Source organism: Haladaptatus cibarius D43, from assembly GCF_000710615.1.
Classification (GTDB): Archaea; Halobacteriota; Halobacteria; order Halobacteriales; family Haladaptataceae; genus Haladaptatus; species Haladaptatus cibarius.
This window is the reverse complement of sequence record NZ_JDTH01000002.1, coordinates 1,751,722-1,775,770: the sequence shown is the minus strand read 5'-3', so window position 1 is coordinate 1,775,770 and position 24,049 is coordinate 1,751,722. Positions and strand designations below refer to the sequence as shown.

Annotated in this window: 21 protein-coding genes; 12 read left to right on the top strand and 9 right to left on the bottom strand. The window is 56.0% G+C overall.

The annotated features are described in order from the left end of the window. The first annotated feature begins 39 nt into the window (after positions 1 to 39). Positions 40 to 1,398: a cytochrome P450 gene (locus tag HL45_RS14415; RefSeq protein WP_049971750.1), complete on the top strand. Its 1,359-nt coding sequence runs from the start codon at positions 40 to 42 to the stop codon at positions 1,396 to 1,398. Here the strand turns inward: HL45_RS14415 and HL45_RS14410 are convergent. The 3 genes from HL45_RS14410 to HL45_RS14400 form a co-directional block, all read right to left on the bottom strand. After that, the gene (locus HL45_RS14410; RefSeq protein ID WP_049972061.1) at positions 1,395 to 2,705 is read right to left on the bottom strand and encodes an NHL repeat-containing protein; all 1,311 of its coding nucleotides are present in this window, start codon (positions 2,703 to 2,705) and stop codon (positions 1,395 to 1,397) included. The genes HL45_RS14415 and HL45_RS14410 overlap by 4 nt on opposite strands. Before the next feature lie 112 nt (positions 2,706 to 2,817). Continuing rightward, entirely contained in the window at positions 2,818 to 4,629 is a 1,812-nt protein-coding gene (locus HL45_RS14405) for a ribosome biogenesis/translation initiation ATPase RLI (RefSeq protein WP_049971749.1), read from the bottom strand. A 3-nt stretch (positions 4,630 to 4,632) separates the two neighbouring features. Next, positions 4,633 to 4,944 (bottom strand): EMC6-like membrane protein, encoded by a 312-nt coding sequence (locus HL45_RS14400; protein ID WP_049971748.1) that lies wholly within the window; start codon positions 4,942 to 4,944, stop codon positions 4,633 to 4,635. 427 nt (positions 4,945 to 5,371) lie between these two features. Between HL45_RS14400 and HL45_RS14395 the strand changes: the two genes are divergently transcribed. Next, positions 5,372 to 5,650, top strand: a complete 279-nt coding sequence (locus tag HL45_RS14395) for a MarR family transcriptional regulator (protein WP_049972060.1) — start codon at positions 5,372 to 5,374, stop codon at positions 5,648 to 5,650. Between the two features lie 53 nt (positions 5,651 to 5,703). Here HL45_RS14395 and HL45_RS14390 read toward each other — a convergent pair whose 3' ends face one another. Beyond that, the gene (locus HL45_RS14390) at positions 5,704 to 7,542 is read right to left on the bottom strand and encodes a PINc/VapC family ATPase (protein WP_049971747.1); all 1,839 of its coding nucleotides are present in this window, start codon (positions 7,540 to 7,542) and stop codon (positions 5,704 to 5,706) included. An 82-nt stretch (positions 7,543 to 7,624) separates the two neighbouring features. On the opposite strand from HL45_RS14390, the gene HL45_RS21285 reads away from it, so the two are divergent. Together HL45_RS21285 and HL45_RS14385 are read left to right on the top strand one after the other, a co-directional pair. After that, entirely contained in the window at positions 7,625 to 7,786 is a 162-nt protein-coding gene (locus HL45_RS21285) for a hypothetical protein (RefSeq protein WP_162833882.1), read from the top strand. A gap of 57 nt (positions 7,787 to 7,843) precedes the next feature. After that, positions 7,844 to 8,137, top strand: a complete 294-nt coding sequence (locus HL45_RS14385) for a DUF7344 domain-containing protein (protein WP_084156943.1) — start codon at positions 7,844 to 7,846, stop codon at positions 8,135 to 8,137. 107 nt (positions 8,138 to 8,244) lie between these two features. Here the strand turns inward: HL45_RS14385 and HL45_RS14380 are convergent, their stop codons facing one another. Next, a complete protein-coding gene (locus HL45_RS14380; protein WP_049971745.1) occupies positions 8,245 to 8,817 on the bottom strand; it encodes a hypothetical protein in 573 nt (190 codons plus the stop codon). A 111-nt stretch (positions 8,818 to 8,928) separates the two neighbouring features. Between HL45_RS14380 and HL45_RS14375 the strand changes: the two genes are divergently transcribed. Continuing rightward, positions 8,929 to 9,552 carry an ArsR/SmtB family transcription factor gene (locus HL45_RS14375; RefSeq protein WP_084156941.1) on the top strand — a complete coding sequence of 208 codons (624 nt, stop codon included), beginning with the start codon at positions 8,929 to 8,931 and terminating at the stop codon, positions 9,550 to 9,552. A 197-nt stretch (positions 9,553 to 9,749) separates the two neighbouring features. Here the strand turns inward: HL45_RS14375 and HL45_RS20490 are convergent, their stop codons facing one another. Next, complete coding sequence (locus HL45_RS20490) at positions 9,750 to 10,802, bottom strand: chymotrypsin family serine protease (protein WP_144240095.1); 1,053 nt, start codon at positions 10,800 to 10,802, stop codon at positions 9,750 to 9,752. 479 nt (positions 10,803 to 11,281) lie between these two features. Between HL45_RS20490 and HL45_RS14365 the strand changes: the two genes are divergently transcribed. The 4 genes from HL45_RS14365 (at position 11,282) to HL45_RS14355 (ending at position 15,548) form a co-directional block, all read left to right on the top strand. Further along, positions 11,282 to 12,361 carry a M20 family metallopeptidase gene (locus HL45_RS14365; RefSeq protein ID WP_049971742.1) on the top strand — a complete coding sequence of 360 codons (1,080 nt, stop codon included), beginning with the start codon at positions 11,282 to 11,284 and terminating at the stop codon, positions 12,359 to 12,361. Positions 12,362 to 12,415: 54 nt separating this feature from the next. Continuing rightward, entirely contained in the window at positions 12,416 to 13,927 is a 1,512-nt protein-coding gene (locus HL45_RS14360; RefSeq protein ID WP_049971741.1) for a carboxypeptidase M32, read from the top strand. A 102-nt stretch (positions 13,928 to 14,029) separates the two neighbouring features. After that, positions 14,030 to 14,215, top strand: coding sequence for a hypothetical protein (locus tag HL45_RS20900; protein WP_158413705.1), 186 nt, complete (start codon positions 14,030 to 14,032; stop codon positions 14,213 to 14,215). A 160-nt stretch (positions 14,216 to 14,375) separates the two neighbouring features. After that, positions 14,376 to 15,548 (top strand): glycoside hydrolase family 18 protein, encoded by a 1,173-nt coding sequence (locus tag HL45_RS14355; RefSeq protein ID WP_049971740.1) that lies wholly within the window; start codon positions 14,376 to 14,378, stop codon positions 15,546 to 15,548. A gap of 18 nt (positions 15,549 to 15,566) precedes the next feature. On the opposite strand, the gene HL45_RS14350 is transcribed toward HL45_RS14355, so the two are convergent. From HL45_RS14350 to uvrA, 3 genes are all read right to left on the bottom strand, one after another. After that, positions 15,567 to 16,658: a geranylgeranyl reductase family protein gene (locus HL45_RS14350; RefSeq protein WP_049971739.1), complete on the bottom strand. Its 1,092-nt coding sequence runs from the start codon at positions 16,656 to 16,658 to the stop codon at positions 15,567 to 15,569. An 89-nt stretch (positions 16,659 to 16,747) separates the two neighbouring features. Further along, positions 16,748 to 17,293 (bottom strand): DUF7344 domain-containing protein, encoded by a 546-nt coding sequence (locus HL45_RS14345; RefSeq protein ID WP_049971738.1) that lies wholly within the window; start codon positions 17,291 to 17,293, stop codon positions 16,748 to 16,750. Positions 17,294 to 17,498: 205 nt separating this feature from the next. Beyond that, entirely contained in the window at positions 17,499 to 20,441 is a 2,943-nt protein-coding gene (uvrA, locus tag HL45_RS14340; RefSeq protein WP_049971737.1) for an excinuclease ABC subunit UvrA, read from the bottom strand. 184 nt (positions 20,442 to 20,625) lie between these two features. Here uvrA and HL45_RS14335 point away from each other — a divergent pair, with 184 nt between their 5' ends. The 3 genes from HL45_RS14335 (at position 20,626) to HL45_RS14325 (ending at position 24,017) form a co-directional block, all read left to right on the top strand. Beyond that, positions 20,626 to 21,303 (top strand): TIGR02391 family protein, encoded by a 678-nt coding sequence (locus HL45_RS14335; RefSeq protein ID WP_049971736.1) that lies wholly within the window; start codon positions 20,626 to 20,628, stop codon positions 21,301 to 21,303. A 165-nt stretch (positions 21,304 to 21,468) separates the two neighbouring features. Continuing rightward, positions 21,469 to 23,370: an ABC transporter ATP-binding protein gene (locus HL45_RS14330; RefSeq protein WP_084156939.1), complete on the top strand. Its 1,902-nt coding sequence runs from the start codon at positions 21,469 to 21,471 to the stop codon at positions 23,368 to 23,370. Positions 23,371 to 23,435: 65 nt separating this feature from the next. Further along, the gene (locus tag HL45_RS14325) at positions 23,436 to 24,017 is read left to right on the top strand and encodes an LURP-one-related/scramblase family protein (protein ID WP_049971734.1); all 582 of its coding nucleotides are present in this window, start codon (positions 23,436 to 23,438) and stop codon (positions 24,015 to 24,017) included. The last annotated feature ends 32 nt before the right edge of the window (positions 24,018 to 24,049 follow it).

Below are 24,049 nucleotides of genomic sequence, written 5' to 3'. Positions count from 1 at the left end.
GTGGGAAGTGGCTTCCGACTCACGCGCCCATGTTCGTGTATGACCACGTCCGAAGCCACCGCGAGTGACCGATTGGACGACCTCCCGCTTCCGCCGGGCCCGAACTCGTACCCCGTCGTCGGAAACACGCTCGGCTTTCTGCGTGATCCGTTCGAATTTTACGACGAACTGGGCGAGTACGGGGATGTGGTGTCGTACTCCGTCGCTGGCGAGGATTTTTGTACGCTTTTGCACCCCGACCACGTCGAACAGGTACTGGTCACGGAGGAATCCAAATTCGGCAAGAGCGAGTTCGTGCAGGACGCTGGCGAGCGATTCATCGGCAACGGACTGTTCGCAAGTGAAGGCGAGTTCTGGCGACGCCAGCGAACCCTTATTCAGCCAGCGTTCTACCGCGAGCGAATCGCATCCTACACGGAACCGATGGTCGATTTCGCGGCCTCTGCCGCGAAATCGTGGGACGACGGCGAGAGGATTCGGATAGACGAGAGGATGAAACGACTTACCCTCCGAATTCTCTCGAAAGCGCTGTTCGACCTCGACATTCGAAACCAACAGTCCGCGATTCGTGACGCCGTGCAGGCGATCAACGACAAGGGCGACGCAAGTTCAGTCGATGCGTTTCTCCCCGACTGGGTGCCAACGGCGACCAACCGGCGGTTTCGGCATGCAACTGACCAGTTCGACGAGGCCATCTGGAACCTTATCGAGAAACGCCGCGGCGAACCGCCGGGCGACGATTTCCTCTCGATTCTCATGCACGCCACGGACGAACACGGCGAGGGAATGTCGGACGAGGCGCTCCGCGACGAGATGGCTACGTTTCTGTTCGCGGGACACGAAACGACTGCCCTCGCACTCACCTACTGCTGGTATCTGCTCTCGGAAAATCCGCGCGTTCGGGAGAAACTGAACCGCGAACTCGATTCCGTGCTGGACGGAGAAACGCCCACGATGGCCGACATCGAGAAATTGGAATACACGGACAAAGTCGTCAGGGAAGCACTCCGTCTGTACCCGCCCGCCTACGTCGTCTTTCGCCAAACGAAGGAGGACGTGGAAATCGGTGGCTACAGAGTTCCCGCCGGAACGACGGTGACGCTCCCGCTGTTCGTGGTTCACACGGACGACCGCTGGTACGACGACGCCGAGCAGTTCCGACCGGAACGCTGGACGCCCGAGTTTGAGAACTCCCGTCCCGATTACGTCTACTTCCCATTTGGTGGCGGCCCGCGCCACTGTATTGGAATGCGGTTTGCCAACGCCGAAATCCGTCTCGTGCTGGCGACGATTGCACAGCAGATCGAGTTCGACTGCCACACTTCCGACCTCGATTTACGAATGGGAACGACGCTCGAACCGACGAACGCCATCGAGATGACCGTGAAAAAACGCTAACGTCGCCGCTCGATTCCCGTGCCGACCAGCGCAAGCAGACCGAACAGGACGAAAAAGGCCTGTTCCGCCAGTCGCTCCGGCGCGACGTACTTCACCATCGAAATCGCCCACGACCCGCGTTCGCGGACGACCAAAGCATCCTCGGTTTCGGATGGGATTCCTTCTCCGCTTGCTGTCGGGCCATCGCTCCCTTCGCCGGGCAGTCTGTCCGCCTCGTAGGGGAGCGACCCGGTTTCGACTGCCCAGACTATCTCGCCGTTCTCGTTCACTTCCACGACGCGGTCGTTGTACGAATCCGTGACGAGCGTGTGGCCGTTCTGCTGGCGGTCTGCGTCCCGCGGCCAGTCGAACACCGCACTTCCGCCGTACTCCCAGACGATTTCGCCGTCCTCGATTTCCAGCACGCGGTCGTTTTCGCTGTCCGCCACGAGTAGGGTGTCGCCGAGCGTGTCGGGGTTGTGCTGTTCGTGGAGGATGTCACCTCGCTCCGAAAACGAATCCGGCCCGACCACGGGTTCGACGCGAATCGAGTCACTGACTCGATTCGCGTTACGCTCGCCTCGGTTCGAGTCGTTTTGCTCCCCGGCCGAATCGTTGACGTGCAAATCGACTATCGTATCGAAGTTGCGGATGCTCACACGGAAAACCCCGTTTTCGACCCTGTCAACGTCGTTTGCGTGCGTCCAGTCGCCTTCCGGCCCCATTTCGTCCGGGCGTTCGTAGCGGTCGGTCGCGTTCCACTTCCAGACGATTTCCTTGTCGCGGTTCACCGCAAACACGCGGTCGTTGCCCATATCCACGAGTACCCAGCGGTCTTTCCCGTTTACCGTGTAGTGGTCTGCGTCGTGCAGTTCGTGCGCGTGGAGTTTCGCGTCGAACCACGAATACTCCCACGTCGTCTCGTTCGTGTCTTTCTCGACTATCCTGAGCGAGTTGCGAACGCAGTTTTCGTGGCCGTCGTCGCGGAACTGTGCCGGGCATTCCTCATCGCTGATTTCGTCGGCGACGGCGATTTGGACTCGGTTCGGGCCGAGGGCTTCCACGTCGAACACGTCGTGTGCTCGGTCGTACTCCCAGACGATTTCGCCCGCGGGATTCACCTCGATGGCACGCCCCTCGTCGTCGTACCCCTGAAGCGCGATGAGCGTGTTGTTCGCGGGACGCTCTTCGTCTTCCGTGAGATGGGGTTCGTCGGGTGCGGTGAACGCGCCGACGCCAGCAGTGGCGAACAGGACGACTGCGAGGAGAGCGAACAGGTTCGCGCGGTTGTCGGAGCGGGAGAGCCACGCGGTGAGCGTCGAAATCACTGTTCGGGAGTTTTGTCGGGTCGGAAAAAAGGTGGTTCGGTTCCGTTCCGGGATTGACTTTTTCTCTCGCCGAATTCCGAGGATGTCTTCGAACTGCCTGAAAATCAACCGATTAGCTGTAGTAGTACTCGCCTTCGCTTTTCTGTCGCCGGTCGAGTTGACTACCGGGCTTGTTGATGCGCGGGCGACCCACGTTCTCGTCCCTGCGGAAGGTGATGTCGAGGTTGGCGAGGAAGTCGTTCATGCCCTCGCGCATTCCCTTCGGGCGTCCGGCGTGACCGTGTTCTGCGGGTTCGCCGTCGAACACCATCAGTCGGTCGGAGAGAAGGTCGACCATGTACGTGTCGTGGTCGATGACCAACACCGTTGCGTCCTGCATCTCGGCGTAGCGTCGAATCGCGCGCGTCGCCCGGACGCGCTGTTCCACGTCGAGGTACGCCGAGGGTTCGTCCAGCAGGTAGAGGTCTGCGCTCTTCGACAGACAGGCCGCGATGGCGACTCGCTGGCGCTCGCCGCCGGAGAGGTCGGTCAGGTTCTGCTCCATGATTCGGTCGAGCAGGAGCGGTTGTGCGATTTCGGTGTTCCAGTAGGAAGAACCGAAATCGTCCGACAGCGACGAGAGAAACACGTCCACTCGCATCGGTTGGTCGATTTCGATGTACTGCGGCTTGTAGGAGATTTCGAGATTGAGGTCAACGTCGCCCTCGTCAGGTTGCAGTCGCCCAGCGAGCAGTTTGGCGAACGTCGATTTCCCGATTCCGTTCGGGCCGACGATGCCGAGAACTTCGTTCTCGTAAATTGTTCCGCTCTCAACGTCGAGCGAGAATTCGCCTTCGCCATAGGATTTCGAGAGGCTGGGATACTCCACGAGTGCGTCCGCGGTCGTCGTCTCTCGCGGTGCGTGCTCGTCGAACTCGATGGCGTTCGGACGAATCCGCATGTTCTCGTTATTGAGGTACCCAGCGAGATACTCGTTGATGCCGTTGCGCACCGATTTCGGCGTCGTGATGACACCGTAGGCACCGGGTTCACCGTATGCTACGTGAAGATTGTCCGCGACCAAGTCGAGAATAGCGAGGTCGTGTTCGACCACGAGCATGGAGCGTCCCTGCTCGTTCGCCATCTCCTGAATCAGGCGCGCGACTTTGACGCGCTGGCTGATGTCGAGGTACGGCGTGATTTCGTCGAGGAAGTAGAAATCGGCGTCACGAGCGAGTGCGGCCACCAGCGCGACGCGCTGAAGTTCCCCGCCAGAGAGGCTGTCGATGTCCTGTTCCATCACGTGCTCGATTTCGAGGCGTTCCAGCAGGTCGTCCAAAACCCCACGCTCGTCGGTTCGGGAAAGCAGGTCGGCCGTACTGCCGTCGAATCGGTTCGGAATCTTATCGACGTACTGCGGTTTTCGCGCAACCGTCACGTCGCCGTCTCGCACGTCTTCGAGGTAGTTCTGGAGTTCCGTCCCGCGGTAGCGGTCGAGCACCGCGTCCCATCCCGGTGGCTCTTCGAACTGGCCGAGGTTCGGCGCGAGTTCGCCAGCCAAAATTTTCACCGCGGTCGTTTTCCCGCTCCCGTTCGGGCCGAGGATCCCCGTCACTTGGCCTTCCTGTGGAACCGGCAGGCCGTACAGCGAAAACGCGTTTTCGCCGTAGCGGTGAGTCGGGTCGTCCTGTAGCTCTTGGGGTAGGTTGATAATCTCGATTGCGTCGAAGGGACACTTTTCGACACAGATACCACACGTTTCGCCGAGGCAGATTTCCTCGCTGATGTGAATTTGGTCGGGTTGACCTTCCTCCGTGTCCTCGCCGCGGAGCGTGATGCACTCCTTTCCGGTTCGGTTCGGTGGGCAGTAGTTTTTACACTCGTAGTTGCACCTGTCGGGCGAACAGCGCTCCAAATCAACGACGGCAATGCTGTCTTCCGCCATGGTTTACAACTGCACCTGATTCGTGAGCAGGATTCCCCACGTGATGAACCAGAGAGAAAACGTCATGAACGCCACGAAGAGATGGTCTTTGATTCCATTGAGTTCGTAGCCAATCACGCGGAGCAGTGGTAGTTGTACCACGACGAATCCGAGCATGATGGCCAGCCCTAACTGATCTGTCGCCGCCTGGCCGCTCGTCCCTACCACCATGGCAGAGGCGAACCCGGCGGCAATTCCGGCCAGCGAAGCGAGCGCCGTGACGGTGATACTCCGTAGATGGGCCGCCCGTCGCTCTGTTGCCTGTTCAGTCGCCATGTGTGGCAATCGGGTACCCGGCCTCAAAAGGTGTTCGTTTGCGTGTATCTCCGTTCGCGCTCTTTGGGGTGGGTGTTTGATGGTCGGTGTGCGATGAGTGTTCGTTTGAACTCGTCGCTTCCGCATCTTCTGTGAGTTGTTTGTGCATTTGGGACTAGTTTGCTGTCACTGCTGTTGTTGTGACTATTTTGCCAAGCAATCACGACGATTTCGCGCGAACCGAATAGAGACGGGAGTGTGTATTTACATGCCCATTGGTAACACAAAACTGCGTCGCCAACACGCGGTTGGCAGGCGGACGGTTAGCACGGGTCGTTCTCGGAACGTAACTCCCACAATCGCGTTCGATGAGTCACCACTAGCCGTTTCCCATGTCACCGTGTCTCAATAGTTTTATGCCGATGGGGTGTTTCGATTCGTAACGATGATGAGCCAGACAGAACGGGAGCAAATCGATGACCTGCCACCGAGTGCAAAACTCGTGTTCAAGGTTCTCGAATATCAGGGGTCGCTCACACAGAAACAGATCGTCGATGAGTCGATGCTGTCCGCGCGGACGGTTCGCTACGCTCTCGAACGACTCGAAGACATCGGCGTGGTCACGGAAGACATCTACTTTGCCGACGCCCGACAGAATCTCTACGACATCGACTTCCCAACCGAAACGGACACGGAACAGTCCGCCGACGCCCAGTGCGCTGAATAGCTGAATTTCGTTTCGCTTTTCTTCCCTTCTTCCCCGTTCCCGCTCTCACCGCCTCAGGCAGTCACGACCGTAATCTGGCGCTCTCGGTCGATCGCGCGCTCTAACTCCTCCGCAATCGCGCTTCCGCGGGAAACCTGAATGTCGCCGCCGCGTCCGACCGTCGCGGTGAACAGGTACTCGCCGTCAGCCTGCACTTCGACGGTTTCCCCTGCGTGGCCGTCCAACGGGATGATGACGTGCCGCGAGGTGATTTCCGGAATCACGACGTCGCCACGCGGTTCGGCCTGTGCCGAACCGCCGCCAGCCGACGACGGTTTCTCTTCGTGGGTGCGAACGTCGATGCTCATTCCCAGTCGGTTTTCGATGTCGTCGATTCGACCGCCGCCCTTGCCGATGACGTAGGAGATGTCGTTTTCGTCTACGTAGACCACGGCGTTGTTCTGGCCTTGGATTTCCACGTCAACCCGACCGCGCGTGACGGATTGGATTTCGCGTTCGATTTCCTGTTTGGCGAGTTGGGAGACGCCGCCCTCGTCGCGGTCACCCTCTTGCAGTGGAACCGTGACGACCTGTCGGTTGAAGGTGTAGATTTCGTACTCTGGCGTGCCGGTTTCGAACTCTTCGACCACGATGACGGGACGGGCAAGGTCTTCTTCCATCATTCCCTCGGGCACTTTGACCTGCGTCGTCACGTCGTACACTTTCTCGATTTGTCCGGCCTCGATGTAGACGACGGTGTCCACGATTTGCGGAATCATGCCGAGTTCGACCCGTCCGATGAGTCGCTGAAGCGCGTCGATTGGCCGAGTCGCGTGAACGACCCCGACCATGCCGACGCCCGCGAGGCGCATGTCCGCGAAGACCTCGAAGTCGTTCGTCTTCCGCACCTCGTCGTAGATGGTGTAGTCGGGACGTACCATCAACAGGGAGTCCGCGGTCTTCTCCATCTGCCCGGCGAGTTCGGTGTACTGCGTAATCTCCGGCCCGACCTGCAAGTCGCGCGGTTTCTCCATCGTCTTGACTGCGAAATCGTTGTTTGCGAGGAACTCCGCCACAGCCTGCGCGAAGGTCGATTTCCCGGCACCCGGCGCGCCGGAAATCAGGACGCCACGCTGGCGTTCAAGCAGTCGGCCTTTGAGTTCATCGGCGTGCTCGTAATCTTCCATCGAGGTTTTGACGATTGGCCGAACCGCGGTGATTTCCCACGCATCGGCAAACGGCGGTTCCGCGATTGCGATTCGGTAGTCGCGGAACTGGACGATTGTCATACCGGGTTCGTCGATTTCGATGAACCCCTCGGTACTCTGTTTCGCGCTCTCGACGATTTCCTGCGTGTACTCCTTGAGGTCTTCTTCGGTCGAAACGTCGTCACGAATTTGCTGGTAATGCATTTCGCCGATCTCTCCGCGTTTCGCCATCGGCGCGACATCGACGCGGAGGTGGACGCTCATCGTCTGTTCATCGAAATAATCCTCGATGCTGAGTCGCCCCACATCGCGGACTTTCGGTGAAATGTACTCGACATCCAATCCTTTCGCCTGCGCAACCTCGCTCTGGACGAGGTCGCTGGTGACGAAGGTGGCGTCGTGTTCGTCCGCGAGTTCCCGAATCAGCGCGTCGATTTCGCCCCGGTGGGCGTATCCCTGCTGTTCGGGTTCTGGTCGGACGCCGACGTATTCGAGTTCGATGTTCCCCTCATCCGCGAGATCTGCGAGTCGCTGGAGTTCCGACAGCCCGTCCCAGCCGTTTTCCTCGCCGTTGTTCGCCTGCGATTCCAGTTCGCTGACGACGGCCTCGGGGATGAGTACCGTCGCCCCTGCAAACTCGCCGTCATCGATTTTTGCGGAGATGCGACCATCGACGACGGCGCTCGTATCCGGCACTACGTTCATGCCTACAAATTCGTGTGGGGGATTCATAAGGGTTTCAGCGTCCGGAGTCACGCTTTTGGCATTCCATGGCGTACCACGGTCGATGCGACACAATCATCTCGTTCTCACCATCGACACCGAAACGCGCGAACGAATCGAAGCGGACTGTAGCGACGAAACCATCGACGAGTGGTTGTTGGACGCCATCGACCGCAAACTCGACCGCTATGAGGGGTACGAGTTTGTTGATGATTGTTCGATATAACCATACTTGCTACTGCAAGCGTCATTGTTAGAAGGATGACGAAGAAATCGGAGGCCGATGGTACAATCTGAGTCTACAAGACTCGACGCAGTGTTCAACGTACTTTCGGATGGGGAGCGTCGTCGCGTGATGCATCATCTCACGAACGCATCAGACGGAACTGCGACACTCGAAGAACTTGCGACCCTCGGCGACGACTCTGCCGGGAGTGAGGTTCGTCTCCGCCACATCCACCTCCCGCGTCTCGATGCGGCAAAATTCATCGAATACGACGAGCGAAGCGAAACAGTCCTATATCATGAAAACAACGCAATTGAAAAAATTCTAACTGAATGTTGCAGAAATAGATAACAGACTCTCGACTAACAACGCTCGCCCAAGCCATAAAAAGAGTCTAGTGGGTAACCATTTGGCAAATTCTTCGAGACCGGACTCGGCTAGCTGTTGTATTTTGTGAATTATTCTCCACCGATCTCGACAGTCAGAGACCAGTCCACTGATTCAGAGTCACCCATGCGAATCGAGTCAGTAAACGTGTATGTTCCAGATTCGATTCGCGACGCTTTGCCAGGATGTGCCCAAACCTCCCAAGTATGAGAGACGCTTTGTCCTGGTTCAAGTGTTGCCCCCATCAAAGTGAGGTCACCGGTCTCCAAGTTGTCCCTTTTTGGAATCCAGGTATCGGTGTTTCGCCGTTCGAAATTAGACTCCTTATCTACCAGCAGAACTCCCTCCTGTTTCGTACTCTTTTTCGGCGACGAGTACGGTATCGAACTTCCGAATGAGAGAGTCCGTTTTTCATCACCGTTCCAAGAGATGGTGAGCGAAATTTCGCCGGTATGATTTGATGTAATTTTTGCTTGCTTGACCGACGCTTCAACGGAGAGGTCAGTCGATTCTAAACCGGATACGGAAACGTCTGTTATTTGTCTCATCTGTGAAGTTCCGATGTTTTTGATTCCGTTTGCTGTGCAGCCCGCCAATGTTGCGAGAACTGTTGCCGCCCCTGTTAGGTAGGTACGTCGTTCCATTGTAAATCATATTCACTGTTGTTCCAGTAAATACCTTCTGTGAACTAAAACAGCGATTTTAGTTGGGGGTAATCTCTTTTATCCGTAAGGCTAAATGACTAACTAACATCTATGAGTAGTCTATTCCCCCATCAGTCAACGAGTACGCACAAACCTACCAATCAGAGCTATTTACTGAGTATCAATGATGAGGAGGCCGAAGAGGTATTCTCTGTCCTCAGTTCGGCTACAACTCGTGATGTTCTTGCTTCTCTTTATACTACACCAGCGACAGCATCGAGTCTTTCTGACGAAATGGATAGCTCCCTTCAAAATATCAAATACCATCTCAAGAAGTTGGAGGAAGCAAACCTTATTGAGGTTACTGACACATGGTACTCCAACTCAGGTAGCGAAATGAAGGTGTACGCACCGACGAACGAATCACTCGTTCTCTTCGCTACAAAGAGCAACAACGAAAAAACACTTCGAAATTCGCTCTCTCGCCTTCTTGGTTCGATTATCGCCTTGGGTCTCGTAAGTCAGCTAATCGACTTGTTGATGCAGTTCTTCCGCGAACCGCGAGATCAAAACTTTTCCGTTTCTTATGATACTCCTTCCCCGACTAGTGGTGCCACCGACCAGCTAATTCAGCTTTCGCTAGGTGAATTGTTCTTCACCATCGGCCTTTTCACCATTTTACTTGTGTTTATTTGGCGATGTCACACCCATTCTTCGTTACAATCAAGATCTTAATCGCGGGAATTGATAAAATAATAATATTATAAATATATAAGAAAAATAATTTGTTCCGTCCAGGCACCTAACCGGCAAGTGTCTCCTTCTTTGAAGATGTTAATCAGCCCATTTCAAGCCCTCTCGTTCGTCTCAGTATAAAAATGCGTTTCTATTTATAATATTTAAAAACTCACATTTCTGCTTTCGTGTTGGCTCTAACTGTGTGAAGAACCTTGAATCGGGTACTCGTTATTGAGATAGTACGCTGCAGTACCAATACTCTTTTTGAATGGATCTGTATCGTAACAATTGGAGTTAGATGTGTATCGGCCGCCTTTCGGATCTCCCTGTGTGACTATATGAGTGACGTAAGCGTCACCATTGTGGAGTGAAAAGGCAGGGCCTCCAGAATCACCCTTAGCAACGTCTGCACTACCTCTGACACCATGCCCGTCGTAGGACGGTGTACCTGAGTGGTAACTGTCTCCGATATGGTATTTACCAAGCCCACCTTCGGTTTCTCCGGTGGTAATGCCCATTTGTCTGTAACCATCGAAGAAGTCCGAAACCCGACTTGAAATTCCACTCTCGGTTACCCATCCACCAATTTGGTATGTAGATCCATCTCCGATAATTTTGTTTGGGATGTTACGGTTAGAGCTCAACACAGCCACGTCGGTCGCTGAAGCTGATTCGGTGAGAGCCACCCCTCCGACCTTCTGAGGGGACAGAGTGGGATCACCGTAGACGTCATAAGTATCCTCAACAGTGTGTGCCGCGGTCAATATACAATCACCATACCAGTCTACCTTCCAAGCAGTGGTACCGATCGAATACGGCGAAGTATCACTGTCGTAAATCTTCACTCCACCTGGAAGTCCACTATAATTTGTGTTGAGACAAAGGTCAACGGGAGCCTCTGGCTTCTCGGTAGTTTGGACAGGAACATTGTCCACATGGTCTTCGATTTCAGTTTTGATTTTACTCTTGTCTATTCCGACCTCAACCTGAAGCCCTCGTTTATCACCGAATTTTTCCGGGCTGGCAACGATACCAACTTCAACAACACCCTCATCGTTCGCATATCTATTTTTCAGTGCATTAGAAACTTTCTCAGCTCGTCGTTTTTGAGCAGCCCAAGATTGTGGAACTTCCAACCACTTTACCACACCATCTTGATTTCGCAACTCAGGGAGTTTTTCTGTACTACCCTGTTGACTGGCAAAGCTTCCGATAGGGAAGAGTGCACCAGCCCCCATTTTCTTCATTACGTTACGTCGACTTCCTATTAATTCTCTACTCATCGCATACAAAATCTCTTAGCACAATATATTAAATTTTTCTATCTAATTATACTTTTTTAAAACGTGTCTTATAGGTTATTAGATATTTCGAGCTAACCATCGGAACTCTATCAATTTGCTCTTTAATATAATTAATAAAATAATATTTTAAGAAATATTGATAATTTAATATATAATCTTATAATGGACTCTTAGAAACCACACCTACGTCTAAAGCAACGGGAAATACTAAATCTGCTTCATATATATATATATATATATATATATATATCTGTATATTAATAGTGATTGCTTATGAAATATGGGTGCTAGATTTCTTTTCTATACTCCGATATTTGAGAGTAACGGTATAATAGGCAAGTCTCATGAGTAAAACAGGGTGAGGATATCAGTTGAATTGCCGAGGACACAGAGTACTAAACCACTGGGTTGAATGAAGGGATATGGACGAACTGGTCGAGATAACCCGTGACCTCGTGTCGATTTCGAGCCACGAGGACGAGACGAAGGCGGGCGATTTCATCGAAGGATGGCTTCGCACCGAAACCGACGCGGAGGTAACGAGAGACGAAATCGGCAACGTGATTGCCCGCAAAGGAACGGGAGTCGAAACCGACACCGAACTGGCGCTCGTCGGCCACCACGACGTCGTTCCCCCGGACGAATCGCAGGTCGAAAACGGCGAGTACGTCGTCGAAGAACGCGACGGCCGACTCTACGGGCGCGGAACCGCGGACATGAAAGGCTCCGTGGTTGCGTCGATGCTCGCGTTCCGCGATGCAAACCCGACCTGCGAACTCGTCTTCGCCAGTTTCGTCGCGGAGGAATTGGGCGGCGACGGCGCGCGCCACGCCGTCGAAAACGGCTTTTCACCTGACTATGCCATCGTCGCCGAGGGTTCCACGAACTACTCGAAAGACGGCGTCACGGATGTGGTCATCGCGCACCGAGGCCGACGCGCGAGTACCATCACGGCCAGTGGCTCCGCCGCCCACGCCAGCGAACCAGAAGCAGGCGAGAACGCAATTTACCGCGCCTGCGACGCGGTGGACATCGTGCGCGATTGTTCGGTGCCGACGGTTTCCGTCCTCGGCCACGAGATTTCGGGAAGCGTCGTCGCCACCGAAATCGAGGGCGGAAGCGCGTGGAACGTGATTCCTGCGGGCTGTGAAATCACGATAGACGAGCGAACCGTCCCCGGCGAACGCGCCGACCTCGAAGCGGTCGAAGACATCGAGGGAGTGACGTGGACTGTCGAACAGGATTTGCCGCCGATGGAGTGCGACGACGCCGAGTTCGCGGATGCAGTGCTGGAATCCGCGCGCGATGCACAGGAGAGCGAACCGAAACACGTCACGAAACCGCACGCGACCGACGCGGGATGGCTCTCGCAGGCCGGAGTTACGTGTGTGGTCTGTGGCGCTTCCGAACCCGGCGAGGCGCACACGAAAAACGAAAGCGTCGGAATCGACGTGCTTGAACGCTGTTATCGGATTTATCGGAACACGGCGGAACGACTCTGAGGGTTTCGTTCCGAAACCCAGTCTTTGATAATCGGTGACAGCAAACACTCGGTGATGGCAACCGAAGCCGCCGCAGAAAACGCCGCGTATCAGGAGCTTCTCGACAACGTAAAACGAATCTCCAACGTCAAAAACGCCGCCGGAATCCTCGGCTGGGACCAAGAGGTCGTGATGCCCGAAGGCGGCACGCCCGCCCGGTCACAACAGCGTTCCGCCCTCTCCGCAATCGCCCACGAACTGCTCACCGACGACGAGATAGGCGAGTTGTTGGACGAACTCGAATCACAGGAGTTGGACGACGAGCAGGCCGCCGTCGTGCGCGAAGTTCGACGCGAGTACGAGCGAGCAACCCGAGTTCCGGGCGAACTGGTCGAGGAGATTTCACGAACCACGTCCGAAGCCCTTCCGCAGTGGAAGGAGGCGAAAGCCGAGGACGACTTCTCGATTTTCGCGCCGACGCTCGAAAAACTGGTCGAGCAGAAACGCGAGTACGCAGAGCATATCGACCCCGACAAAGACCCCTACGAGGTGCTGTTCGCGGATTACGAACCCTATCTCGGCATCGAAACCGCGGAGGAGATGCTGACGCGACTCCGCGACGAACTGGTTCCCCTCATCGACTCGATTCGGGAGAGCGACGTGGAACTCGCCGCACCGTTCGACGGCACCTACGACACGGACACGCAGGAACAGCTTTCGCGCGATATTCTCGACACGCTCGGCTACGACTGGAACCGCGGCCGCCTCGACACCGCACCGCACCCCTTCTCCAGCGGGACGCAGTTCGACGCCCGCGTGACGACGCGATTCGACGAGAGCGACCCGCTCGGCGCGATGATGAGCACCATCCACGAGTTTGGCCACGCGACGTACACGCAGGGCCTCCCGGACGAGGAGTACGGAACGCCGCTCGGTCAGTCCCGTGACCTGACCGCCCACGAATCCCAGTCCCGAATCTGGGAGAATCACGTCGGCCGGTCGCGCGCCTTCTGGGAACGGTTCCTACCCGCCTTGAAAGAGCGATTCCCGGACGTGGAAGACGCCTCCGTCGAGGACATCTACGAAGCAGTCAACCAAGTTTACGAGGATAACTTGATCCGCGTCGAAGCGGACGAACTCACCTACCACATGCACATCGTGGTTCGGTTCGAAATCGAGAAAGCGCTCATCCGCGGCCAAATCGAAGTCGAGGACGTGCCGGAACTCTGGAACGACAAGTACGAGGAGTACCTCGGCATCCGCCCCGACACCGATTCGGAAGGCTGTCTCCAAGACATCCACTGGAGCCACGGCAGTTTCGGCTACTTCCCGACCTACTCGCTCGGAAGCGTCCTCGCGGCGCAGCTGTACGCGAAAGCGGAAGAAGATATTCCGGACTTGGACGACCAGATTCGAAACGGGGAGTTCGACGAGTTCCACGACTGGCTGACCAGCAACGTCCACCAGCATGGTTGTCTGTACACCACCGACGAACTCATCGAAGAGGCGACCGGCGAGGAGTTCACCGCGGACTACTTCTTAGAGTACGCGGACGAGAAGTACGCCGAACTGTACGATTTAGAGTAGTAGGGTGATTCGATTTTCGCATTTATCGTACTGCTCGAACTATGAACTGAGCCTGAGAACCATGTAGATAAAAGACAAGTCTTCTGAGCCATTTTTATCACCATGATGTTTAATTCTCGTGATGTTTTCACGATTGGCTGTGGTCTGTTCGGCGGATTCACTGGCGGGTTGCTATGGATACTGCTAGGAAGTGCAGAACTTCCAGTTGGCCCGGGCATCGTCTGGAGTGTCACTGGTTTACTACTCGGGGCGTATTCCGGTACCCGAACCACGAGCACGGACGCATGAGGAACGGTTTGAGTTTCTACTTCTAAACAGCCAAGCAGCACTGACGTAACGATATTTTACCGAAATATCGGATGTCCAAAGGTGACAATTCGAGCATATTAATTTCCTATTATTTCTCAAAAAATTTATTTTGTTCTATTATCCTTGTTACTGTGTAGCTATGTCAAACCATGGAAATCCAACACAGAAGTTCACCGGACGGAAACTGACTCCCTCGGCATCACGGCGGAAATTCCTCCTTGGAACAGGCGCAGTGGCTGTGACGGGAACGCTCGGAACTCGCAACGCGAAAGCACACGGCGACTACGGCAATCGCGTCGTCGGCTACTACCCTGCTTGGGCGGGGAATTACTCGCCCGGGGACGTCCCCTACGACAAAATCACCCACTTAAATTACGCATTCCTCGAACCGCGGTCCGACGGAACGGTCGTCGTGGGCGATTCGTCCGAAAAGAGTCTACTCAGCGACTTATCGAACTATGACGACACGGACACGGTGTTCATCCTCTCCATCAGTTCCGGGTGGTATTCGGGGAAATTCTCGGACGCCGCATCGACGGCGACGCGACGCCAGCGATTCGCCAAGACGGCGGTTGATATAATGGAACGGTACGGCTTCGACGGACTGGATTTGGACTGGGAGTACCCTGATGGGACGATTCGAGCCAGCGATCCACACAACTTCACGCTTCTCTTGGAGGAGTGTCGAAAGGAACTCGATTCGCGATTCGGTTCGTGGACTCACCTAACGATGGCTGGCTCTCCGAATCCTAACATCGTGGACGATGCTTACGAGGTCGGAACCATCAGCAACTATCTCGACCACGTCAACGTAATGACCTACGACTACCACGGTGATTGGAGTAACGACACGAATTTCAACGCGCCGTTCGATTCCCCGCCGGAAGACCCTGATGGACAGCAGAGCTGGAACACCACCAACCACATGGAGCACTGGGCCAGCAAATCGATAGCGAAGGACAAACTCGTCATGGGAATGCCGTTCTACGGGCGTTCGTACTCGGGCGTCGCACCAACTAACGACGGGTTGTTCAACTCGTTCACCTCGTCAACGTCGGAGACGTACTACAATATCGTACAGAATATCAAACCACAGTCGGATTACGAGTACCACTGGCACCCGGATGCGAAAGTTCCATGGCTGTACTCCACAGTCGAAAACACGTTCATCTCGTACGATAACGTTCGCTCCATCTCGAACAAGTCGAACTACGTCAAGAACAACGGCTTCGGCGGGGCGATGTGTTGGGAACTCTCCCAAGACCCCAGCAACACCCTCATCGAGGAGATGCACAGTGCGCTCCACTCCTGATTCAACCGGCTTTTGACACTACGTTTTTTTGAGGAGCGTCTTGAGATTTTCAGCCGAGAAGAAGGAACTCGGTCTGTCCATGTGAACCCCGATTTCGCCAGCCATCGACCTGAGTCCGGCGGTCTGCACCGACTTCGGTAGGGAGTACGCCCGACGAACCCAGTGACCCAGTCGAATCTCGTTTTTCAACTCGTTGCGCCACGCGCGCTCGTAGTGGGAAAGCGTTCCGGGGTCGTCGGGGTCGATGGTTCGAACGGCGTGGTCTGCGGAAGTCATCCCGTAGAGGATGCCACCCCCGGTGAACGGTTTCGTCTGCGCGGCGGCGTCGCCGATGAGGAATCCGCGATGGGCCGAAACCCTCGCTGGCGGGCCGATAGGAATCATTCCGGCGCAGAACTCGTCTGTTTCGGCGCTGTATTCGGCGGTGAACCGGTCGAACAGGGCGCGGGCGCTGGGGGTCGAACCCGGCGGGGCGGCCAGTCCGAACTCCACGCCAGCATCGCCGCGGGGGATGCGCCACGCGAAGAATTTCGGCGCGGTGAGATGCACGTCCACGAAATTGCCGCTGTGGGCTTTCGGCGCGAATCCGAGGACGCCCTGTAGCTTCTCTTTCGGTTCCGGGAGGCCGAGTTCCCGTCGAACTCGTGAAACCGGGCCGTCACAGCCAACGACCATCTTTCCGCGGAAGGTTTCGGCTCCGTCGGGGGTGTTCGCCGTCACGTCCACGTGCTTTCCGTGTTCGTCCACGTCGGTGACGCTATGATTTTCGCGCAGGTCGGCACCCGCATCCTCCGCGGCGCGGGCGAGGGTCTTATCGAGTCCGACGCGGTCGATAACGTTCGAGATGACTTCGTCTTTGTAAAACGGATGTTCCGGAGAACGAGGGCCATCGACGTGGAATCGCGCGCCGTAAACTTCGTTCTGGAGGAGGTGGTCACGCGCACCGTCCGGGGTAAACTCCCAGATGTCGGTGCTCACGTGGCCGGAGCAGGCGAGTGGCGTCCCCACCTGTCCTCGTTCGAGGACGAGGACATCGTGCCCCGCACGGACTGCCTGTCGCGCGAATCGCGACCCGGCGGGACCTGCACCGACCACCACGAAATCGTACATTATACCCGCCTACTGTCCGCCGATTCAAATACCTTCTTTCTCGTTTCAGGCAGTAGCGATGCAGTCGGCAAGCATCGGTACGGCCATCGTTACCGGGCAGAGGGCGGCCGTTCCCCGGTTCCGAGTTGCCGCCGCCGCAAATAATGAACCAGTGCCGAGAGCGCGAACGCGGCGACGATGATGACGCCCCAGATTTCGTCCGGAATGGCGGTAAACGGCGGAATACCGAGAAAGTCTGCGAGGACGAGAACTGCGCTGACGATTGCGAGTCCGAGGTAGTACCGAATCCACGGAAATTCGTCCTGCGGGCGGAGATAGCCTTCCAACTGGGCGGCGTTGGCCGACAGTTCGACGACGCCCCTGCTCTGGTTGTACTCCACGATTCCCGCGTCCGAGAGCTTTGGCAGATGGGTCTGGTAGAGCGAAGTGTACACTGATTTTCGTTCGTTCGCCGAAAGCCCCTCGACGGTTGTGTCGTTCTCCCACGCCGCCACCTGTTCGGCGAGCTCGCTGAGTTCCACCGGGCGGCCCTGCTGCTTGAGGTAGTGAAGCGTGTACCGTCGCCGTCGATTTTTCAGAACGTCGAAGATGAGGTCTTCGGACAGTTCTTGTGGGGTTCCATCAGTCGAACTCATGCCACCAGTGACCCGCAATCCGTTGTTTCGTTATACCATTGCCACCCGGACGTAACACAGGTGCGAGATTACCGCGGACGACACTTTGTTATCCAGTGCTTAGCTGGTGGTAATTTTCAAATTAATTAGAATAACTGGGTTTAGGCATGCGATTCTTCGCGGTAAGCCCGGCGTTCCACCGGAGAGAACGCCTCTCCAACGGTTCTCAATCGTCCATCGCGGCAGGTGCAGGTCTGTCGGCACGCGGACCATCGAGTTCGACGGCGGGGAGTTTATCGCGGAGATACTGCCCGGTGTACGAATCGTCGTTTCGCGCAACTTCTTCGGGCGTTCCCGTGGCGACGATTTCGCCGCCCTTCTCGCCACCTTCCGGGCCGAGGTCGATGACGTGGTCTGCGTTCTTTACGAGGTCTAATTCGTGTTCGATGACGACGATGCTGTTGCCCTTCTCGGTGAGTCGCTGGAGCACCGAGATGAGTTTTCGCTCGTCTTCGTGGTGGAGGCCAGTCGTCGGTTCGTCGAGCAGATAGAGCGTGTCACCGGTCGATTTCTTGCCGAGTTCCTCGGCGAGTTTGACGCGTTGGGCTTCGCCGCCCGACAGCGTCGTGGACGGTTGACCGAGTTTCATGTAGTCGAGTCCCACATCCTTCAGCAGTTTCAGCCTGCGCCGAACCCGCGAATCGTGTTCGAAGAAGTCGTGGGCATCCTCGACGGACATGTCGAGGACTTCGGCAATCGTCTTGCCGCGATAGGTCACGTCCAGCGTTTCGTCGTTGTAGCGTGCGCCTTCGCACTCCTCACACGGGACGTACACGTCCGACAGGAAGTTCATCTCGATTTTCACGGTTCCCTGTCCGCCACACTCCTCACAGCGTCCGCCTTTCACGTTGAACGAGAAGCGACCCTTCTCGTAGCCGCGCTGTTTGGCGAGTTTCGTCTCCGCGAACGCTTCGCGGACGTAGTCGAAGACGCCGGTGTAGGTCGCTGGATTCGACCGCGGGGTTCTGCCGATTGGCGACTGGTCGATGAGTCGCACTTTCTCGATATCGTCCATCCCATCGATGGCGTCGTGTTCGCCGGGGTCGACGGACGTGTTGTCGTTCATCTCGCGGGCCAATCCCTTGTACAGGATGTCGTGCATCAGTGTGGACTTACCAGACCCCGAAACGCCCGTGATGGCCGTAAACGTCCCGACCGGAATGTCCACGTCGAGGTTTTTCAGGTTGTGTTGGCGGGCACCGCGAATCGTGACGTGCGTGTCGTGTTCTCGACGCTCGTCAGGCACTGGTATCTCTTCGCGTCCGGCAAGATAGTCGCCCGTGATGCTCTCGTCGTGGGCCATCACCTCGTCCACGTCGCCCTGAACGACGACTTCGCCGCCGCGTCTTCCCGGGCCGGGCCCCATGTCGATGACGTTGTCCGCGCGGCGCATCGTCTCCTCGTCGTGTTCCACCACGATGAGGGTGTTGCCCAAATCACGGAGTTCACAGAGCGTGTTCAGCAGGCGGTCGTTGTCGCGCTGGTGGAGTCCAATCGACGGTTCGTCAAGCACGTACAGCACGCCGACTAGTCCGGAGCCGATTTGTGTCGCAAGCCGAATCCGCTGGCTTTCCCCGCCCGAAAGCGTTGAGGCTTCACGGTCGAGCGTGAGGTACTGCAGGCCGACTTCCTCCATGAACCCCAGACGGGCGCGAATCTCCTTCAAAATCTCCTCGGCGATGCGGTTCTGGCGGTCTGTTAGATTCGCTTCGAGATTCTCGAAGTGAACCAGTGCGTCCCCGATGGACATCCGGTTGACCTGTGAAATCGACGTGCCATTGACGTACACCGACCGACTCTGTGGTCGCAGTCGCGTGCCGTCACAGGCGGGACACTCCGTCACCGCCATGTAGTCCTCGATGTGCTTTCGCGCCCGGTCGCTGTCGGTTTCGACGTAGCGACGTTCGAGGTTGTTCATCACGCCCTCGAACGGTTCTTCTTTCCGGCGAGTGCCGTTTTTCGTGTCCCATTTGAACAGCACGTCCTCGTTAGTTCCGTAGAGGAAGGCGTCCTGAATGTCCTCGTCCAACTCTTCGAACGGTGTCGTCAACTTCACGTCGAAGTGCCGGGCCACGGAATCCAGTTGTCGTCGATAGTACGTCCGCTGGTAGCCCCACGGTTCGAAGACGTGTTTCAACTGCTTGCTCGGGTCTTGGACGACGAGGCCCTCGTCAACTTCTTTCGTCTCGCCGATTCCCTCACACTCGGGACACGCGCCATGTGGACTGTTGAACGAAAAACTGCGCGTCTCGATTTCGCGGAAGTCGATGCCGCAGTTCGTGCAGGCGAGGTCTTCGGAGAACTCCACCGCGAGTCGAGAATCGCCCTCACCAGCCAGATCGCCAGTCGAGCGTGACTCCGAACCCAAATCCACGTCTTCCGGTGGATTCGGCACGATGAGTTTCATCATGCCCTCGGCTTCCTCCAGCGCGGTTTCCACGCTGTCGGTGATGCGCGAGCGCGCTTCCTCGCTGACTTTCACCCTGTCCACGATAACGTCGATTGTGTGATCGTAGTTTTTGTCGAGTTCGGGTTTGTCGAGCGTCAGGTCGAACTCCTCGCCGTCCACTTCGACGCGGGAGTAGCCGTCCGAAACGAGGTCGTCGAACAAGTCCGCGAACGCGCCTTTTTGGTCGCGGACGACCGGCGCGGCGATTTTCGCCTTCGTGCCCTCCGGCAAGTCTAGCACCCGCCGAACCATGTTCTGGGCGCTCTGCTCGCCGACTTCCTGCCCACACTGCGGGCAGTGGGGCGTCCCTACGCGGGCGTAGAGTAGTCGCAGGTAGTCGTGCAGTTCGGTCACGGTTCCGACCGTCGAACGCGGGTTGTTCGCCGCGTTCTTCTGGTCGATTGAGATGGCGGGCGACAAGCCTTCGACGTTCTCGACCTGCGGTTTGTCCATCTGTCCGAGGAAGTTCCGGGCGTAGGCCGACAGGCTCTCGATGTATCGTCGCTGTCCCTCAGCGTACACCGTCTCGAAGGCGAGCGAGGACTTGCCCGACCCAGATAGGCCGGTGACGACGTTGAACTCCTCGCGCGGAATCCGTACGTCGAGGTCTTTGAGGTTGTGCTCCTCGGCCCCCCGCACTTCGATGTAGTCCTTGCTCATCTATCCTCAGACAGCGACTGAATGAGGGTATGCCTGTCGGTTGCAGATGAAAGCGGAGTGAAAGTGAAAATGGATAATACTTGCATAGAACTGCAATATATCCGCCAAACTTGATTATAGCTCTAGTTCACAATATTATAAACCACGAACGCATATATGAGTGAAGTAAGAAATGGTTGTATAAATGGAACAGGTCACTCTCACACTCTACTCTGAAACAGGAGATAGCTTCACGATTCAGTACGATTCTGTGAAATTATTAGTAATTGAAAAATCTTTTAAAAATCTTGGTACAGATGATTTTGAAGTTCGACGATGTGATTCGGATATCCCTGCTGATGATATTTTTCACTCTCACAAGGGAAAAGCAAATAATACGTGCTGGCTTATGGAATATAAGGACGGTAGAAGCGAGAAATATTATGAATTAGATAGTCTATTAATGGAAGTGTGTAATCTTGAACCATCCTCCATTGATATATCCATCTTTCCACCAGTTAATGAACAAAGCTTAGACGCTGAACTGGTAGAGAAGTGTCTTCTTCAGTACGAAAATGGACATTATCAAGGTACTGTCCGGGAGGCATTTATAATTCTTGAAGAAAGGATACGACAAGAAGGGAACCTCAACCAAGACATAATTGGCTCAAAGTTGGCTACCGAGGCTTTCCATCCCAAAAACGGAGACATTACAATTGGTCAAACGGAGGGCGAGAAAGAAGGGATAATGTTCTTATATCGAGGGGCATTTCAGGCATTAAGAAATCCAGTGAGCCACAGATTCATTGATGAAATAGATGAGAGCTACGCCTACTCAGTACTACATACTGTCAACCTTCTGTTAAAATTATTAGATCAGTGATTGTTCGGAGTAGGCATCCAAAATTACTCGCTCTTCCAACTGTTTCATAAGATACTACCTACTGAAACACACAAACCCACTGAGCACCTAGAATCTTCGACTTAGGTGATTCCATTCAGCCTCTCCAGCAAACTCCCTAATCCTCGCAAACCAACCCAAAACGCCATGTGGCGACTGTACGCCGAGTACGGCAAAGGCCACGTCCACGAGTTCGCTCTCGGCATCGTCGCCACGATGCTCTCGCGTTTGTCCGGCCTGCTCCCGCCGTTCATCCTCGGCCTCGCCATCGACGCGATATTCCTGAATCAGCGTGAGTTTCACCTTCCCCTGTTCCCCGCAGAGTGGATTCCGCAAACTTCGACCGGGCAGTTGTGGCTCTCCATCGCCATCATCGCGCTGTCGTTCTTCATCGGTGCAACCTTCTCGTGGCTGGAAGGCTGGGGCTGGAATCGCTTCGCGCAGGGCGTCCAGCACGCGCTTCGGGTGGACACCTACGACAGGATGCAGTTGCTCGATATGGGCTTTTTCGACGACAAGCAAACGGGCGAGTTGATGTCGATTCTGAACAACGACGTGAACCAGTTGGAGACGTTCCTGAACGACGGAATGAGTTCGGCGCTCCGAATCGTCGTGATGGTGGCCGGAATCGGGTTCCTCCTGTTTTGGCTGAATCCGGCACTCGCGCTGGTCGCGCTCCTGCCGGTGCCGCTGTTGGCGCTGTTTACCTATCTGTTCGTCAGAATCATCCAGCCGAAATACGCCGTCATGCGGGCCAGCGTCGGCGCGCTCAATTCACGACTGGAAAACAACCTCGGCGGGGTTCGCGTTATCAAAACCGAGACGGCGGAGGAGTACGAATCCGACCGCGTCGAGGACGCCTCGCGGGACTACTACGACGCCAACTGGGACGCCATCAGAACGCGGATTACGTTCTTCCCCGGACTGAGCCTCCTCACCGGAATCGGCTTCGCAATCACGTTCTCCGTCGGCGGGTTTTGGCTTCTCTCCGGGCCGCCCGGCCCGTTTTCGGGAACCCTCGAACCCGGCGAGTTCGTCACCTTCATCGTGCTAAGTCAGCAGTTCATCTGGCCGATGGCCCAATTCGGCCAAATCATCAACATCTACCAGCGCGCGAAGGCGTCGAGCGTCCGCGTTTTCGACCTGATGAACGAACGCGGCACGCTGGACGAGAGCGCGGATGCACCGGATTTAGACGTGCCTGACGGAGCGGTGGAGTACGACGATGTGAGCTTTGGCTACGACGACGAAACCGTCATTTCGAACGTCGATTTGCGGGCTGAACGTGGCGACACGATTGCGCTCGTCGGGCCGACTGGAGCGGGGAAATCCACCGTTCTGAAACTCTTCCTCCGGATGTACGACGTTGATAACGGGGAAATCAGAATTGACGGCACGGATATTCGTGACGTGAACCTGCGAAGCCTTCGTCGGTCCATCGGCTACGTCAGCCAAGAGCCCTTCCTGTTCTACGGGTCGGTAAAGGAGAACATCGCTTACGGTACGTTCGACGCGAGCGAGGAGGAAATCATCTCCGCCGCAAAATCCGCAGAGGCACACGAGTTCATCGTCAATCTTCCGGAGGGCTACGACACGATGGTCGGCGAGCGCGGCATGAAACTCTCGGGCGGCCAGCGCCAGCGCCTCTCCATCGCGCGGACGATTCTCAAGAACCCCGCTATCCTCGTCCTCGATGAAGCCACGAGCCACGTCGATACCGAAACCGAGGCGCTCATCCAGCGCAGTTTGGGCCGACTCGTCCGGGAAAAGACGACCTTTGCAATCGCCCACCGACTTTCGACCATCAAGGATGCCGACGAAATCGCAGTGTTGGACGATGGTGAGATTGTCGAGCGCGGCACCCACGACGACCTACTTGCCCTCGACGGACTGTACGCCAACCTCTGGCGGGTGCAGGCCGGGGAAATCGAATCGCTCCCGCAGGAGTTCATCGAGCGTGCGATTCGGCGACGTGCCGAGGTCGAAGGAGTCGAAGATGCTGGTGAAGGCCCCGAAAGCGCAGATGCACAGGCAGACGGCGGCAAGTAATTCTCGAACTGTAATCGAACGTTCAACCTCAAATTTAAATAGCAGACAGTTACAACCGATTGACAATGGAAGACCCATTTCAGGAGCGAAGCATCGGCGGCGTCGTCCTCGATGACGACGAGTACACGGTCGAACAGAGCTACTTCCGGAACAAGTACAAGGTGTACGATTCCGCCGGTGACCTCGTCCTGAAGTCGAAACAGAAGATGTTCAAGATGAAAGAGGAGTTCCCGTTTTACGACGCCGACGGGAACGTCGTCTTCCGCGTAAAAGCGAAGAACATCCTCGACGTGGCGGGCGATTACGTCTTGACCGAGGAGGGTTCGGACGAACCGCTCTTAATCCTCAACAAGAACTTCACGTTCTTCCACCACCGTTGGACAATCAAGCAACCCAACGGAACCGAAATCGCGGAAGTCGACTCCCGCAGTGCGGTTCTCGAAGCACTGCGCTCGCTCATCGATTTCCTCTCGTTCCTCCCGCACAAATACTCGATTACGTCTCCCGATGGCGATTCGATAGGCGAAATCGAGGGGCACTTTTCGCTCCGCGATCGGTACGACATTCGAATCCACGATACGGGTTCGGTGCCGAAAACTGCGCTCGTCGCCGGGGCAATCGCCATCGACGCGTTGGAAGGGAATTAGACGAAATCAGATAGAGCGAAGTGGAATCAGTG